General features: G+C 55.5%; 13 protein-coding genes. 9 read left to right on the top strand and 4 right to left on the bottom strand.

The features are described 5' to 3' along the window. The first annotated feature begins 466 nt into the window (after positions 1 to 466). From BB497_00165 to BB497_00155, 3 genes are all read left to right on the top strand, one after another. Positions 467 to 2,398 carry a cell division protein ZipA gene (locus tag BB497_00165; GenBank protein AVI61229.1) on the top strand — a complete coding sequence of 644 codons (1,932 nt, stop codon included), beginning with the start codon at positions 467 to 469 and terminating at the stop codon, positions 2,396 to 2,398. Positions 2,399 to 2,488: 90 nt separating this feature from the next. Next, a complete protein-coding gene (gene ligA / locus BB497_00160; GenBank protein AVI61228.1) occupies positions 2,489 to 4,525 on the top strand; it encodes a DNA ligase (NAD(+)) LigA in 2,037 nt (678 codons plus the stop codon). After that, entirely contained in the window at positions 4,522 to 4,797 is a 276-nt protein-coding gene (locus BB497_00155; GenBank protein AVI61227.1) for a hypothetical protein, read from the top strand. The genes ligA and BB497_00155 overlap by 4 nt, the downstream gene beginning before the upstream one ends. Here the strand turns inward: BB497_00155 and BB497_00150 are convergent. After that, positions 4,791 to 6,815 carry an FAD-dependent cmnm(5)s(2)U34 oxidoreductase gene (locus BB497_00150; protein AVI61226.1) on the bottom strand — a complete coding sequence of 675 codons (2,025 nt, stop codon included), beginning with the start codon at positions 6,813 to 6,815 and terminating at the stop codon, positions 4,791 to 4,793. The genes BB497_00155 and BB497_00150 overlap by 7 nt on opposite strands. 169 nt (positions 6,816 to 6,984) lie before the next feature. Next, complete coding sequence (locus BB497_00145; GenBank protein AVI61225.1) at positions 6,985 to 7,284, bottom strand: hypothetical protein; 300 nt, start codon at positions 7,282 to 7,284, stop codon at positions 6,985 to 6,987. Positions 7,285 to 7,451: 167 nt separating this feature from the next. Here BB497_00145 and BB497_00140 point away from each other — a divergent pair, with 167 nt between their 5' ends. The 3 genes from BB497_00140 (at position 7,452) to BB497_00130 (ending at position 10,117) form a co-directional block, all read left to right on the top strand. Beyond that, positions 7,452 to 8,381, top strand: a complete 930-nt coding sequence (locus BB497_00140; protein AVI64211.1) for a phosphatase — start codon at positions 7,452 to 7,454, stop codon at positions 8,379 to 8,381. Positions 8,382 to 8,461: 80 nt separating this feature from the next. Then, positions 8,462 to 9,085, top strand: a complete 624-nt coding sequence (locus tag BB497_00135; GenBank protein ID AVI61224.1) for a threonylcarbamoyl-AMP synthase — start codon at positions 8,462 to 8,464, stop codon at positions 9,083 to 9,085. Between the two features lie 255 nt (positions 9,086 to 9,340). Continuing rightward, positions 9,341 to 10,117 (top strand): 5'-nucleotidase, encoded by a 777-nt coding sequence (locus BB497_00130; GenBank protein ID AVI61223.1) that lies wholly within the window; start codon positions 9,341 to 9,343, stop codon positions 10,115 to 10,117. 56 nt (positions 10,118 to 10,173) lie between these two features. Here the strand turns inward: BB497_00130 and BB497_00125 are convergent, their stop codons facing one another. Continuing rightward, complete coding sequence (locus BB497_00125) at positions 10,174 to 11,061, bottom strand: ion transporter (protein AVI61222.1); 888 nt, start codon at positions 11,059 to 11,061, stop codon at positions 10,174 to 10,176. Positions 11,062 to 11,091: 30 nt separating this feature from the next. Continuing rightward, positions 11,092 to 11,991 (bottom strand): adenylate cyclase, encoded by a 900-nt coding sequence (locus BB497_00120; GenBank protein ID AVI61221.1) that lies wholly within the window; start codon positions 11,989 to 11,991, stop codon positions 11,092 to 11,094. Positions 11,992 to 12,127: 136 nt separating this feature from the next. Here BB497_00120 and BB497_00115 point away from each other — a divergent pair, with 136 nt between their 5' ends. From BB497_00115 to BB497_00105, 3 genes are all read left to right on the top strand, one after another. After that, on the top strand, positions 12,128 to 12,808 hold the full coding sequence (locus tag BB497_00115) for a TIGR00153 family protein (GenBank protein ID AVI61220.1): 681 nt from the start codon (positions 12,128 to 12,130) through the stop codon (positions 12,806 to 12,808). Positions 12,809 to 12,817: 9 nt separating this feature from the next. Next, positions 12,818 to 14,083, top strand: coding sequence for a phosphate permease (locus BB497_00110; protein ID AVI61219.1), 1,266 nt, complete (start codon positions 12,818 to 12,820; stop codon positions 14,081 to 14,083). A 154-nt stretch (positions 14,084 to 14,237) separates the two neighbouring features. Continuing rightward, positions 14,238 to 15,554 (top strand): amino-acid N-acetyltransferase, encoded by a 1,317-nt coding sequence (locus BB497_00105; GenBank protein ID AVI64210.1) that lies wholly within the window; start codon positions 14,238 to 14,240, stop codon positions 15,552 to 15,554. The last annotated feature ends 37 nt before the right edge of the window (positions 15,555 to 15,591 follow it).

Below are 15,591 nucleotides of genomic sequence, written 5' to 3'. Positions count from 1 at the left end.
AAATATTCACTAGCCTTACATTCAGCAATAGAAGCTGGGGTGATTCATCAGCGCTGAACACTGATCACTTTTGTTAAACTATTCAAACACCATGCTTCAAACGCCAGGGCAGTATCAGAAAAGTTAGATTCATACAGAATCAAGGATGTTGGATTTAAAGGCAGCTGGATTAACGAGTTAGAGGGACGAGCGGGCGGCCTTTCGCTTAGTGAATGAGCAAAGCCAAAGTGAAAAGATGCGGTACTTGATGTTAATAAGCACTAAAATTGCACTTTTCACGGTTGATACGGTCGGAAAATTGCCTTAAAAACATCTAATGCGTCGCACTAACGTAGAAAATAGCAAAAAGTGGCCCTTTTCGTAGCAATCGCGCTATGCTTGGTGATAATTAGTTACTATCCAAAAGGTTTCCGTCTTCAGGCATGGCGCCTTAGCAACCGGTTAAATGACCCATGGAATGCTCGACATGGAATTAAGAGAGTGGTTAATCATTCTAGGACTGGCGCTTGTTTCGCTTATCGTGGTCGACGGTGTGCGAAGACTCCAGCGTCAGCGTCGCGTCCCTCGACTGGACCAAGCAGTCAACGACTTACCGGCCGTTAAACCGGAGGAGTTCGATGACGATGCTAAAGAGGCCGAGATAAACTGGGAGTTACCCAACGGTGGCGCCAGGGTAGTTAAACCTGCTGACTACAGCGGGCTTGGAAAAAAGCCCAAGTTAGAGAGACAAGAGCATCCTGGGCCTTCCAAAGTGCTCAATGATTTTAAACACTCCTTTTCTAAAGCGATGCCTAAGCACAAATTTACGGCTAAGCAGAAAACTGCGTCTGTTCCACCTAAGACTGTATCTGCTCCACCTATTATCGAACCTCAGGCTAGCGCGCCCTCAACCCATGAGGTCAAGCACAGTGAGCAGCCAGCATTCGAGCAAGACCGTCGCGAGCCTAGCATGTCCATGGCCGATAACGACAGCCGGATGCCCTCAGCGACTGCTCAAGCAGCAACGATTCCTGAATCCATAATGCCTGAAAGCGTTGCTTCTGAACCAACTGTTTCTAAAACCACTGTCTCTGAACCAACGGTCTCTGAACCAACTGCTTCTGAAGCCATCATTGCTGATCAAAAACTAAAAAGTGAAAAAACCAAGGTAGAGCAAGCGCCGCCTCAGCCAGCTGCCCAAACTGCTGCGGCTAGCATTACCGCTACTGAACAGCCTGTTTCAGGTGTTGATACTCCATCTGCCACTCTTTCTACGGCAGAAGAAGCCCCCGCACAAACGGAGGCGCCAGAGCGCCAAGCAGAGCCAGAGCCCGTACTGCGTGCCGAGCCGGAAGATGCTGTGTTTGCCAAACACGCCTCTGATGCGCCTAAGCGCCGTCAGCTGCGCTCAGATACGGTGGGCGAACACGACGAGCTTGATGACGATGCCATTGATGAATACCGTCTGGTTGATTTTGAGGGTATTGGACGCTCCTTTAAACGCCGCTTGATTGAGCGCCGCAAGCAAAAAGCCATTAAGAAAGCTGAAAAAGCCAAGCGTGCCGAAGCATTAGCCAAACAGAAAGCTGAGCGCAAGGCCCTCGAAGCAGAGCAGCGCCGCGAGGCGAAAGAAGCCGCTGAAGCTGAAAAAGCCCGTATTGCCCAAGAGCGTGCAGAGGCCCGAGAAGCGGCGGCCAGCGCCGCGGAAGCTCAGCGAATTGCAATGCAGCAAGAAGCGCGTGAAGCTGCCGCTAGCTCTCCGGTGAGCCGCCATGATGAAGGACATTATCAAGGCCTCTCCGAGGGATATGCTAACGACTATTCCCAAGGTTACGACAGCGTCGATGAGTATGATGAATATGTAACCGATGCTTACACCGCCCAGGATCGCGTTGTACGTGCCCACCCAGCGCTTGAAAAGGCGTTACGCCACGACGTTAATGGCGCGCATGCCAAGGAAACGTTGACCAACGCCGATGAAATGGTCGTGATTAGCGTTCTATCACGTGATCTCGAAGGCTTTGATGGTGCCAAGCTACTTGAATTAATGATGGTATGCGGGCTGCGCTACAGCCGTGAAATGGGCGTTTTTCACCGGTTTGAAACGGAAAGCGCTGATAGTGAGCTGCAGTTCTCGATGGTTAACGTGCTTAAGCCCGGTACTTTCCCCATTGAGGAAATGGACGAGTTCGTTACCCCGGGTATTACGTTCCTGATGCCTCTACCCGGTGCGACGGATAGTTCCGCCGCTTTTGAGGCCATGGTGGAAACCGCTATGGTGTTGGTACGCCATATGGGCGGTGAGTTAAAAGATGAAAACCGCAGCGTGATGACCGCGCAAACCATTGAGTTTGCTCGCCAGCGAGTGCACGAGTTTGAGCGTCGCCACCGCCTGCACCGCCAATTGCAGGCACGTTAATCACCGCGTTGTTATAACACCCGCCTTCTACGAAGGCGGGTGTTTTTGTTATTAAACGTCTGTTTTACTTTGTATGCCGGAACCTCCTGAATGAGTCAGACTGACCCCCGTTTGCTTGAAGAAATTAGCCAGCTCCGCGCCGACCTAGATGATGCTAATTACCGCTACTACGTGTTGGACGAACCGAAACTGACCGATGCGGACTATGACCGAAAGCTTCAGCGCTTGACGCAACTAGAGGCTGAGCACCCTACGCTGATATCGCCAGATTCGCCCACCCAGCGTGTAGGTGCTGCACCGGCGGAGGGCTTTCCTGAAGTCGCCCATGCTATTCCCATGCTCTCATTGGATAATGCTTTTAGCCGTGATGATGTGGTGGCCTTTGCTGAACGGGTCGCCGAGCGCTTGGAGTGTGACGCAACAGAGATTGAGTTTAGCTGCGAGCCAAAGCTTGATGGCGCGGCGGTATCGCTAGTGTATGAGCAGGGCGTATTAGTGATTGGCGCCACCCGCGGGGATGGACGCACCGGGGAGGGAATTACCTCGAACTTGCGCACCCTGCGTTCTGTACCACTAAAACTGATAGGTAAAGACCTACCCGAGCTGTTGGAAGTGCGCGGCGAGGTGATTATGCGCCATGCGGGTTTTGAGGCGCTTAATGACCGTGCCAGGGATGAAGACAGTAAGGTGTTTGCCAACCCGCGCAACGCAGCCGCTGGCAGCTTACGCCAGCTTGACCCGCGTATTACCGCCACTCGCCCATTAGAGTTTCATGCTTATCAAGCGGCACGGTTGCAGCCTGATATGGGTGACACTACCCACAGTGCGCTGATGGCGCGACTATCGGTGCTTGGGTTTCGCACCAGCGCCGAGTTAAGCACTATGCGCGGCCCCCAGGCCGTCGCTGACTACTGCGAACAGCTAGGCGAAAAGCGTGATCAATTGGGCTATGACATTGATGGCGTTGTGATTAAGGTGAATGATCTTCGTCACCAGCGAGAGCTTGGCTTTGTGGCCCGTGCCCCGCGCTGGGCAGTAGCGTTTAAATTTCCTGCCCAGGAAGAGGTCACCACACTGAATGATGTAGAGTTTCAGGTGGGCCGCACCGGGGCTATTACGCCGGTCGCGCGGCTTGAGCCGGTTACGGTTGCCGGCGTAACGGTATCCAACGCGACACTGCATAACGCCGATGAGATCACCCGTCTGGGTGTGATGATTGGCGATACCGTCGCTATTCGCCGTGCAGGGGATGTTATTCCCCAGGTTGTGCGGGTGGATACCGATAAGCGACCGGCAGAAGCACGCACGATTACCTTTCCTGACCACTGCCCAGTGTGCGGCTCGGACATTGAACGCCTGGAAGGCGAAGCAGTTGCCCGCTGCTCGGGTGGGCTCTACTGCGCTGCCCAGCGCAAAGAAGCGCTAAAGCACTTCGCCAGCCGAAAGGCGCTGGATGTTGATGGGCTGGGTGAAAAGCTTATTGAGCAGTTAGTGGATCTAGACTGGGTGAAAACCCCGGCAGACTTGTTTCACCTGACGGCGGGGCAATTGCAAAGCCTGCCGCGCATGGGCGAGAAGTCGTCTACTAACTTGGTGAACGCGCTGGATAAGGCTAAAAATACTACCTTGGCGCGGTTTATTTACGCGTTGGGCATTCGTGAGGTGGGCGAGGCGACGGCGGCTAACGTGGCCAACCATTTTGGAACCTTGCAAGCGTTGCAAGACGCTGACCTCACTGCGCTAGAAGCAGTTAATGATGTGGGGCCTATTGTGGCAGCCCATATCCACACCTTCTTCCGCCAGCCCCATAACCTAGAGACCCTTCAAGCGCTGCTGGATGCCGGTATCACCTGGCAAGAGAGTGAAGTGACCCATGGGCCCACTCCCCTTGAAGGGCAAACCTGGGTGCTGACAGGTGCCATGGACACCATGACCCGGGACGAAGGTAAAGCGCGGCTGCAATTGCTGGGGGCTAAAGTGGCGGGCAGTGTCTCAAAGAAAACCAGCTGCTTAGTGGCCGGTGAGGCAGCAGGCAGCAAGTTAGCCAAAGCAGAGCAGCTGGGCGTTGAGGTCATTGATGAAGCGACGTTTATTGAGCGCCTAGCTGCCTGGGAGCAGAGCGAATGAGCCGATTTATCGAAGTGCCGGCGCGCATGCTGCCGCCGGAAACACTGAATGCCTTGTTGGAAGCGTTTGTCACCCGCCAGGGCTATGACACCACCGATACAACCGGCGAGGGTATGCACGGCTGGGTAGCCGAGGTGAAAAAACAGTTAGAGCGCCATGAACTGATTATTGCTCATGACCTGGAGCTGGAAATGACCGAAGTGATGACGCTCGCCCAATGGCGCTCCTTTGGGCGAGACCTAGCTGATGATGAGGAAGAGGGCGACTACTGAGCTCGCACCAGCGCGGTGATAATGCGCCGCCCAGGGTGCAGGTGATCTACCAGCGGTAACTCTAGCGGTAGCGGGTCGTCGCATACACTTGAGGCAATCACTTCGGCGCACAACGGGGCGCTGGCCAGCCCGCGAGAGCCATGGGCAGTGGAGATCCACAGTCCAGCGTAGTGCTCCCCGTTGATATTGGGCGCTTTTGAGGCATCTTTGCGCAGCACCGCGTAGTCGCGTTGCCAGGCAGCTGCCTTCGGCACTGGCCCTGCATAGGGGCTTTTATCTGGGCTTGCCGCGCGAACAGCAGCGCGGCCTCCCAGGGCGTCAGCACTTAACGCTAGGCCAGATGCTTCAAGCTCTGCGACCCACTCGGGTAGCGCCAGGCGCAGCTCGTCAATGTTGCGCTGGTGGTCGTCAGTGGTGACGTGGTGGGTGGCGTCATTGGGCACAAAGCTGGCGCCAAATGTCAAAACGCCTTCCAACGGTGGCGACACATAGCCACCGGCGCACACTACCCGCTTGGGGGCCTTTACTCCTTTGGGGAGGGGCAGTTCACTGACTTGGCCGCGTACCTGCTGCAATGGCAGTTCAGCGGTCTGTGCAAAACGGTTGGCAAGCGTCGCGTTGGCCACCACCACGTGATCAGCGCTGACGGAATTACCGCTAGCCATCTCAACCTGCCATTGGCTGCCTTCCTGGTGCAAAGCGGAGGCTTCCCCTTTATAGAGCGTGATATTGGCGTGTTCAAGCAGCTGCTCACACAACCGTTTGGGCTGAACCCAGCCCGCCTGGGGATAAAAAAGCCCGTGATCGGCTGATACCGGCACACCGCTGAGTTCGCTAAGTGCTTCTCTCTGGGCGGAAACCACGGTTTCTGGCAGTGGATGGCCGGCCATAAAGCGCTGTTGGCGAGCGGCCTCTTTGTCGCTTAAGGCTAACTGCACCACCCCGCAGGGCTGCCACAGAGGCATCTCAAGCGGCGTGCTGGAAACGAGCTGACTAAGCCAGCGCTGGCTGTAGAGCAATCCCGCAAAATAGAAGCGGCTTTGAGGGTTGGTTTCGGCGGCGAGTTTTACATACAACGCTCCCTGACGGTTGCCAGAGCCGCCTGCACCTGGGGCATCTCTTTCAATAACGGTCACTTTTAGCCCGCGTTTTGCCAGAGCCGCCGCCATGCTGCAACCGGCGATGCCGGCACCTATGACGACCACATGGTTAGCGGGCTTCGCCGCGGGGGGCGTGAACCATGGTGTTGATTGGCGGCGGGTGTCGCTAGGTGGCGTGTCGATAGAGCCTGCGAGCATTTCCCGTTTACGCCCAAACCCCGGCACCTTTTTCCAGTGAAACCCTGCTGCTTTTAAACCGCGTTTAACAATGCCTGCACAGGTGAACGTGGCAAAAGTAGCGCCCGGGCGAGAGCGGGCGGCCATGGCTTCAAACAACGCTGGCTGCCACATACCAGGGTTTTTAGAGGGCGCGAAGCCGTCTAAAAACCACGCGTCCACCAGGCCTGCTAATAGCGTCAGCCGTTCTGTGGTATCGCCAAAGTGCAGGTCTAGCGTGACACGCTCGCTAAGGTGTAATCGGTGGATACCGCTGACAGCCTCTGGCCATAGGGCACATAGCTGCTGTGAATAACGCGCGAGCGAAGGCCAGGCGCTTAACGCGCGGGTCAATGAGTCTCGGTCGAGGGGAAACATCTCTGTGGATAACAGATGCAGTCGCGCGTTGGCGGGTGCGTGCTGTTCAAAACAGGCCCAGGCGCAGAGCATATTTAACCCGGTGCCAAAGCCTGTTTCACCGATCACAAAGGCGCGGGTGTGCTGCCAAGTGGAAAAACGCTCGGGAAGATGATTGGCCCCTAAGAAGACGTGCTCGGTTTCCGCGCGGCCATCTTCCCGGGAAAAGTAGACATCACCGAAGGCATCCGAGTGGGGTGAGGCGTCGTTCCAGGAGAGCAACGGAACGCTTAACGCCGCAAGCGGGGGTAGGACAATGGGGCGTTGAACAGGGCGGTGGGTCACGCGGGTATCCGTGGTGATGAAGTAAATAATAAAAATTGGTTAAAAAATAACCAACTTGTTAATCGTGGCGCTATCGCTGGCTTATAGAAAAGCGTCCGCCGAGTTTTCACAGAGTTTTCCACAGGCTCTGTGAAAAAGACGTCGGTCCCTCCACACTCACTCTAATCGGTCAAGGCAAAACTTTCTTGAATGGCTTAACAATTACCTTGGCATACACCCCTGCAATGATATACGGGTCAGCGTCTGCCCAGGCTTGAGCGGCATCTAAGCTTTCAAACTCTGCGACCACTAAGCTGCCGCTAAAGCCGGCTTCACCTGGGTTTTCGGCATCAATGGCTGGATGGGGGCCTGCTAGCACCAAGCGGCCTTCATCGCGCAATGCCTCTAGCCGGGCGAGGTGGTCGGGTCGGGCCGCTAAGCGGCGCTCCAAGCTGTTAGATACATCTTCACTAATAATCGCGTATAGCATAGGTGTAACTCCTTGAATGCAAGAGGCGGTAGTTAAGCCGTAGGATTGACCGCCTCTACATTAGCGCGCACCATGGCGAGCGCCTGTGAACCGTTAACGGGGAAACAGGATGCCTGTTTGTGTATGACTCACCTATTCTGACAAACTCGCCACACGGCGTCATGCTTATGCCCCTACTTCCTGCAATTTCTTTGCCCCATGTGTTTGATGCCGACCAGCGTTACCCCGTGGATTTACACATGCACTCAACGGCGTCCGACGGCGCGCTTACCCCAACGGCGCTAGTAACGCTGTGCGCTGAGCGTGGGCTTAGCCACATGGCATTAACCGACCACGACACCATGGACGGCGTAGCCGAAGCGGCAGAAGCTGCTCAGCACGCAGGGCTATGCCTGGTACCTGGCTGTGAGTTATCCACCCGTTGGCAGGGAATTAATATTCATGTGGTGGCGCTTATGCCCGGCGGACTGCAGGGTTCTATGATAGAAGGGCTTGAACAGCAGCGCCTGGCACGCATACAGCGTGCCGAGGTGATTGCTGAGCGGCTGGAGAAAGCGGGGCTTGCCAATGCGCTTGAAAAAGCCCGGCAGCAGGCGGGTAGCGAGCGCCCCTTGGGTCGTCCTGATTTTGCCCGCGCACTGGTAGCCGAAGGCATGGTGCCTGACTGGGCGGGCGCGTTTAAGCGCTACCTAGGCAGCGGTAAAAAAGGCGATGTAAAAGCACTCTGGCCAGAAATTAGCGAGGCAGTAGGGTGGGTAGTAGCCTCGGGGGGCGTGGCGGTTCTCGCGCATCCGCTGCGCCACGGGCTAACTCGGCGCAAGCGCGGCCTGCTCATGGACACCTTCCAAGCAGCCGGTGGGCAGGGGGTAGAGCTGGTGAGCGGCCAGCAAAACCCTGACAGCACCCGTGACCTGGCACGCCAACTGGTCGAACGTGGCTTCTACGCCTCTATGGGAAGCGATTTTCACTTTCCCGGTAGCCACGCTGCCCCCGGTAGCATGAGTTTGATCCCCCGTACCGCTGCGCCGCCTATCTGGGAGCACCCGCGCCTCGCGCATCTGCGTGATGCGCCCAGTGGAATGCTGGCGCGTGGGTGACAAGCCTGCGAATCAGCTAAGCTGAACGGATCAAGCTAAAAAATACATAGCGAACATAGCCCTACCAGCAGGAGCAAGCGATGAGCCAATATTTCCAGATACACCCAGAAAATCCGCAAAAGCGTTTGATCGACCAAGCCATAGAAATCATTCGTAAAGGCGGTGTGGTCGCGTATCCGACGGACTCCGGCTATGCGCTGGGCTGCCACTTGGGCGAAAAAAAGGCGATTGAGAAAATCAAATGGCTGCGCTCTCTAGACGATAAACACAACTTTACGCTGGTGTGTTCGGATCTGTCTGAGATAGGCACCTACGCCAAGGTCGATAACGCCGTGTTTCGGCTGTTAAAAGCGCATACGCCTGGCCCCTATACCTTCATTCTGGATGCCACGACCGAAGTTCCGCGCCTATTACTGCACCCTAAGCGTCGTTCTATCGGGGTGCGCGTGCCGGACCACCGTATTACCCACGCCTTGTTAGCCGCGCTGGGCGAGCCGCTCATGAGCGTAACGCTTATCCCGGTCGGCGATGACCTGCCCATGAGCGACCCTGAAGAGATCCGCGAACGCTTTGGCGCCCATTTAGACGCCATTATCGACGGTGGTGCCTGTCATTTAGACCCCACCAGTGTGATCGACCTACGTGAGCTGCCGCCTAAAATCCTGCGCGAAGGCCGGGGCGATGTTTCGCCGTTTACGAGTTAATACCCTGCTAGCATTGATGACCAGCCCCCTGATGACGGGGGCTGTTTACGTTTACCTTCTGCATGTATCTATCATCCATCCAGAGCAGTGATAACAAGCGCATCAATAGTGCTTTCTTTGGCATGTCTCCTTTCTTATTTGAATGAGCAATAAAAATAAATTATGATGATAATGCTTAATGTCTATAATTAATTGTGATGAATGGTGTGGGGTTCCCCCGCGACTTGATAATCACCAATAACTGGAGATTGCTTAATGACGATATCTCGATACCGTAATGCTGCCACAGCAACGGCTTTCGCAAGCTTAGCGCTACTCCCGCTGTCGGGAAACGCTGTAGCCGATGACGCTAGTGCCTGTGAACAGACTGAATACGCCATGGGACTTCGTTACCAACAGCAATCCGCAGAAATAATTGCTTTACAGCGCCAAGGCTTCGAACTGGCGACCTATCGTCTGGAGAAACAGATTGAAGCGCATGGTGAAGGTGCCGACTTGGCCATCATTACCGATGTGGATGAGACCCTTATCGATAACAGTGCCCTATTAGTGCGCGATATGCAGGCCTGTCACGACTTCACTGTTTGGGATACTTGGCTGCATTGGGAGCGCGAAGGCGAGCCGCGTTTGATCCCAGGTGCCATGGAGTTCCTGAAGTTTGCCGATGAGCAGGGTGTGTCGATCTACTATGTATCGGATCGCTACCAAGAAAATAAAGCGGATACGCTGGCTACCATGGAAGCATTAGAGTTTCCCCAGGTATCTGACGAGCGAGTGATGTTGCTTGGCCCTCCGAAGACCGAGCGTCGCGCGATTGTCGAAGACAACCACACGCTTGTGATGCAGCTGGGCGATACGCTGCATGATTTCTCGGGTGACTTTGTCGACGCCAGCCTTGAAGAGCAGCGCGATCTGGTTAATGATCATGCAGAACGGTTTGGTAACGACTGGATTGTGTTCCCCAATGCGTCCTACGGAAATTGGAGCGGCGCGGAGCTTGAAGCTTGGCAAGCACCTTTTGAAGACGAGTAAGTTGTAGCTGCCCACTTGAAAGCTAGCCAGCTCGCTGAGAAGGCCCTAGTGCATGACTAGGGCCTTTTTTCGTTTTTGTGCTCTTTTTTCTTCTTGCGTGGATCTTCGCTCTCTTCGTCCAGCCATGTGCCGCAGCGCAAGCAGTAGCGGGCGCGCTTTTCGTGCCGGTCGTGGCCGCAGCCAGGGCAGGCTTCATCTGAATAACGATCCTCTCGAATAGAGCGTATTACCTGGGCCGAAAATACCCCTGTAGGTACGGCGATAATCGAGTACCCCAGCAGCATCAAAATCATAGTGATCGACTTGCCCAAGGGCGTGGCGGGCACAATGTCGCCGTAGCCTACGGTGGTCATGCTAACAATCGCCCAATAAATGGACATGGGGATGCTGGTAAAGCCTGCCTCTGGCGACTCAATGGTGTACATCAGCGCGGCAAACAGCGTAACAACCATCAGAATGCTGCTAAAAAACAGCAAAATCTGGCGTAGGCTACGTTTGAGCGCATCTATTAGCAGCCGCGCTTCGCCGACAAACTCCATTAAGCGTAAAATGCGGAAAATACGCAGCACACGCAGTAGCCGAACAATGACCAGCCCTTGAGCGCCGGGCACTAATAGCACTAGCCACGTGGGCAAAATGGCGATCAGGTCTATGATGCCGTAAAAACTTTTTAGATAGAGGGTTGGGCGTTCAAGGCAATAGATCCTCACTGCTAGCTCGATGGTAAATAGCAGGGTAAAGGCCCACTCCACATAGAAAAAAATAGCGCCATAGCGCGTGGCGTAGGCTTCCACGCTGTTTAGCAGTATTACCGCTACACTCATCAAAATGGCAATAATCAGCGCAAGATCAAATGCCTTGGCCCCCGGCGTATCCGACTCAAAAATAATATGGAAAAGCCGCGTGCGCAGCCCCTCTGCACCGGGGGTTAAATGAAAGCTCATCGTGTCATCCTGAAGTGGGCTTAATGCGTATCAGCGTAGCGGGGTTTGTGTCGACAAGCGATGGGCCAGCGTTAACGCGGCGTGGCCGTAAGCAGCACTCGGCTGCCCGTTGGCAGTAAGTGCATTGGGCAGCTGTTGGGCAATAGGGTGTAGGTTATCGTCCAGCTGAGGGTGAGTGGCCAGGGCATTCAAGGCCTGCTGGGCCGCTACTAAGTGCGTGTTTTGACCACTGTCGTGATAAGCATCTAGCGCCAGGGTAGCCCGGTGTAGCCACTGGGCGGGCGTGCTGGCATCCGGAAGCGGCCACTGGTTAGCGGCCAAGGCGTTACCCCGGGCAGCTTTGCTGCTGTCAGATGGCCGCAGCGGCACGCTTTCCGTAAGCGCTAGTGCCAGGGACCATAGCGCTTCTGGTTCGCCCGCTTTTAACTCCAGTTCTACCTCGCAAATCAATGCGTGGGCGCCGCCGCTGATAATTTCCCCCTCGTCCAATACCAGCTCAATATGGCTACCTTGCCACGTTAGCTGCCAGCTGTGACGGGTAAAGTCGGTATTTAACGTAGGGGTTAGTTGCTCAATAGCCCTTGCTAGTTCGCCTTGAAAGGGTGGAAGTTCAGCAAGAGCGGTAGCGTCCAGCTGCCGGTGGTTAAGCGCCCACTCCCACTCCTGGCGGCTTGATAGGCCTCCGCTGCCATGGCCTGCAGTTTTAACCGTTTGCAGCACGTGGCTATCTACTTGGCGCAGGCGTACGGCGATCTGGCTCCTGGCTAAATCACCGGCAGGCGTGTCGAAGTAGGTATTAACTAAATGCTGTTTTAATGGCGCCGCACCCACAACGGTCGCGTGGTTAAACAGCGCATCCACCTGTGTGGAAGGCAGTGCCAGCTTAAGCTCAACCTCATTAATGGCAGAATTGAGGTTTGAATTTTTCATGATATTAGCCACCTTAGCTGTGTGACGGTTTGGCGAGTTTCTAACGACATTATGAACTTTTTATGACGGGGGCAGGCGCACTCTTTATACTAGCGCCCGCCATTTCCAGGCACTCCGAAAACAGGCTAAAGGCTATATGGTTACCTCCAACCCTTTTTCCGCGATGTTTGGCCGCTCGCCATTCCAGCCGCTGTTGGCTCACATCGTCAAGGCTAATGAATGTGCCGATCAACTGTTGCCCTTCTTTGAGGCAACCCTTATCGGTGATTGGGAAACCGCGACCACGTTACGCGAAAACGTGACCCGGTTAGAGCACGATGCGGATATGCTCAAAACCGAGCTGCGGCTAAACCTTCCCAACACTATGTTCTTGCCCGTATCGCGCTCTGACCTGCTCGACTTGATCAGCGTACAGGACAAAATCGCTAATAAAGTACGCGACATTACCGGCATTATGCTGGGCCGTAAAATGCGCGTGCCCGATGAGCTAGCAGCGCCTATGCGCGAGTATATGGTCACCAGCGTGGCCTGTGTTGCCCAGGCACGCCAGGCGCTCGAAGAGCTTAAAGACCTGCTGGAGTCCGGGTTTGGGCGCAATGTTTCCGATGTCATGCAGAACATGATCCGTGAACTGCACACCCTCGAACACCAAGCGGATGGTCAACAAGTGGCGATTCGCCGCCGTTTGTTTGAACTGGAAAGCCAGTTGCCCCCCGTGGATGTGATCTTTCTCTACAAGATCATTGACTGGGTCGGCGAGCTATCCGATCGCGCCGAACGCGTGGGCAGTCGCCTACAGATTCTGACCGCTCGCTAAGGGGTTCTCATGCTGATTATTGCCCAGCACGGTGAAATTTTTATTATCCTAGCCTGTCTGTTTGGCTTCTTTATGGCGTGGGGCGTAGGTGCCAACGATGTGGCCAACGCCATGGGTACCTCGGTGGGGTCGAAAGCGATCACCATCAAGCAGGCCATCATCATTGCGGTTATTTTTGAATTTTTAGGCGCCTGGTTAGCTGGTGGGGAGGTGACCGCAACGATTCGCGGCGGCATGCTTGATCCGGTACTGCTTGAGGCAAACCCGCAACTATTGGTCTATGGCATGCTCTCCGCGCTACTGGCAGCAGCGATTTGGCTGATGATTGCCTCTGCTCGCGGCTGGCCGGTATCCACTACTCACTCCATTGTGGGTGCTATCGTCGGCTTTGGCGCAGTAGGTTTAGGTGTGGAAGCCGTAGCATGGGGCAAAGTGGGGCAGATTGCGTCCAGCTGGGTAGTCTCGCCCTTGTTGGCCGGTACCATTGGTTTTGTGCTGTTCAAGTCGGTTCATCACCTGATTTTTGAAAGTAACGATCCGTTTGCTGCCGCCAAACGCTATGTGCCGGGCTACATCTTCTTAGTGGGCTTTATTGTTTCCATGGTCACGCTCACTAAGGGGTTGACCCATGTCGGGCTGGATCTTTCGTTTGGTCAAAGCTTCCTTCTGTCGATCCTGATTGGTGTCGTCATTATGGGCTTGGGCGTGGTGATGCAGCGGCGTATCAAATACGAAAAAAACGCAAGCGACCACTTTGGTTATGCCAACGTTGAGCGGGTGTTTGGCGTGTTGATGATCTTTACCGCCTGTGCGATGGCCTTTGCCCACGGCTCTAACGATGTGGCGAATGCCGTTGGCCCGTTGGCGGCGGTGATTAGCGTGGTGCGTAGCGATGGTGTTATCGATAGTGCTGCGTTAGTCCCTTGGTGGGTGCTGGTGCTTGGTGGCGGTGGCATCGTCTTTGGTCTTGTCACCTACGGCCATAAAGTCATTGCCACCGTAGGTACTGGCATTACCGAGCTAACCCCCAGCCGTGGTTTTGCGGCCACGCTGGCGGCGGCTACCACGGTCGTACTGGCGTCCGGTACGGGCTTGCCGATTTCCACTACCCACACCTTGGTAGGGGCAATCCTTGGGGTGGGCTTAGCACGCGGTATGGCGGCTCTTAACCTGCGTGTGATTGGCACCATCGTGATGTCGTGGTTGATTACCCTGCCTGCAGGGGCAGGCTTAGCTATCCTGTTCTTCTTTATGTTTAAAGGCATGTTTGGCTAATGGGCGATTAGCCTGTACGGCGCGCTTTGGCATGGTGCCAGGGTAGGCTGAACCCCAGCGGCACCTTCTTTTCACAAGAAGGTGCCGCTGTTTTTTGTGCTCTGTTAAAGTAAGTGCGGTTATTTTTCTTTCACCTGCTGCCGGAGAGCGGCCCTTGGACACACGTTTCCCCTTTGTTGATTGGTTTCGCAATGCCTCCCCCTATATTAATGCGCACCGGGGACGAACCTTTGTCATCTTAATTGAGGGCGAAGCCATGGCGTCTGGCCGAGGGGAGCAGCTGATCCAGGATTTGGCGTTACTACATACCCTGGGCGTGCGGTTAGTGGTGGTGTTTGGTATACGCCCCCAGGTGCACGAGTCACTCCTCGCTGCCGGTGTTGAGCCAACCCGTGTCGATGGCCGCTGGGTAGCCGACCGCGCGGTAATGGCCCATGTCGAGCAGGTGGCCGCCCACCAGCGGCTATGGCTGGAAGCGCGGCTGTCACTTGGCCTGCCCAGCACGCCGCTGCACGGCGTGGAGCTTAGCGTGATTTCCGGCAACTTAGTGACTGCCAAGCCACTGGGCGTGCGTGAAGGGGTCGATTTTGACCACAGTGGCGAAGTACGCCGGGTGCGGGCCAGCGCCATTGAAGGACTGCTTGAAAAAGGCTCGCTGGTGTTGCTACCACCGTTGGGCTTCTCCAGTACCGGCGAAGTGTTTGATTTAGATGCCTCGGATGTGGCCCAGCATGCCGCCGTTGCCCTAAAGGCAGATAAGCTGATTTTACTGGGTGAATCTGAGGGGCTAGAAGACGAGCAGGGCGCGCTGCTGCGCCAGCTCTCCCCCGCAGAAGCCGAGCCTCGCCTGCAGCATGCGTTGCCGGGCAGCGAGTTGGCACGCCACTTAAACGCGGCCTGTACCGCTGCCCGGGAAGGTGTAGCTCGCACCCACTTACTTTCCTGGCGTAATCACGATGCGCTATTGGGGGAGCTGTTCACCCGTGACGGGGTGGGCACCATGATCACCCAACACCGCTACGAGCAGCTTCGCCCAGCCACGCTTAACGATGTAGCGGGCCTGCTTGAATTGCTAGAACCGTTAGAGCGTCGTGGCATGCTGGTGGCCCGCTCCCGGGAGCGGCTTGAGCATGAAATAGATGATTACATGGTGATCGAGCGGGACGGCATGGTGATTGGTTGCGCCGCGCTGCATGTTTTCCCCGGTACCACCGTGGGCGAAATGGCCTGCGTAGCGGTACACGGTAACTACCGGGGCGGCGAGCGGGGCGAGCGCTTAGTCGAGGCATTAGAGCGCCGTGCCCGCCAGCGTGGACTGGCAGAAATATTTGTGCTCACTACCCATACCGCCCACTGGTTTGTGGAGCGCGGCTTTCGCACGGCTAACCTAGATGACCTGCCGCCGTTAAAACGCGAAACCTATAACCACGCACGAAAATCCAAGGTGCTGGTAAAGTCGTTAAACGGGTAACGTTGACCAAGACGAAGCGGGTGAAAAACTGGATAAT

Source organism: Halomonas sp. GFAJ-1 (assembly GCA_002966495.1).
Classification (GTDB): Bacteria; Pseudomonadota; Gammaproteobacteria; order Pseudomonadales; family Halomonadaceae; genus Vreelandella.
Note: the sequence above shows the minus strand (reverse complement) of the source record. Positions and strands in the feature narration are given on the sequence as shown.

Bases quoted from the DNA above. Each gene is read 5' to 3' on its own strand.
- BB497_00120 (AVI61221.1), bottom strand. From the start codon at position 11,991: ATGAAAAATTCAAACCTCAATTCTGCCATTAATGAGGTTGAGCTTAAG.
- BB497_00135 (AVI61224.1), top strand. From the start codon at position 8,462: ATGAGCCAATATTTCCAGATACACCCAGAAAATCCGCAAAAGCGTTTG.
- BB497_00145 (AVI61225.1), bottom strand. From the start codon at position 7,284: ATGCTATACGCGATTATTAGTGAAGATGTATCTAACAGCTTGGAGCGC.
- ligA (AVI61228.1), top strand. From the start codon at position 2,489: ATGAGTCAGACTGACCCCCGTTTGCTTGAAGAAATTAGCCAGCTCCGC.
- BB497_00130 (AVI61223.1), top strand. From the start codon at position 9,341: ATGACGATATCTCGATACCGTAATGCTGCCACAGCAACGGCTTTCGCA.
- BB497_00165 (AVI61229.1), top strand. From the start codon at position 467: ATGGAATTAAGAGAGTGGTTAATCATTCTAGGACTGGCGCTTGTTTCG.
- BB497_00115 (AVI61220.1), top strand. From the start codon at position 12,128: ATGGTTACCTCCAACCCTTTTTCCGCGATGTTTGGCCGCTCGCCATTC.
- BB497_00155 (AVI61227.1), top strand. From the start codon at position 4,522: ATGAGCCGATTTATCGAAGTGCCGGCGCGCATGCTGCCGCCGGAAACA.
- BB497_00140 (AVI64211.1), top strand. From the start codon at position 7,452: ATGCCCCTACTTCCTGCAATTTCTTTGCCCCATGTGTTTGATGCCGAC.
- BB497_00110 (AVI61219.1), top strand. From the start codon at position 12,818: ATGCTGATTATTGCCCAGCACGGTGAAATTTTTATTATCCTAGCCTGT.
- BB497_00125 (AVI61222.1), bottom strand. From the start codon at position 11,061: ATGAGCTTTCATTTAACCCCCGGTGCAGAGGGGCTGCGCACGCGGCTT.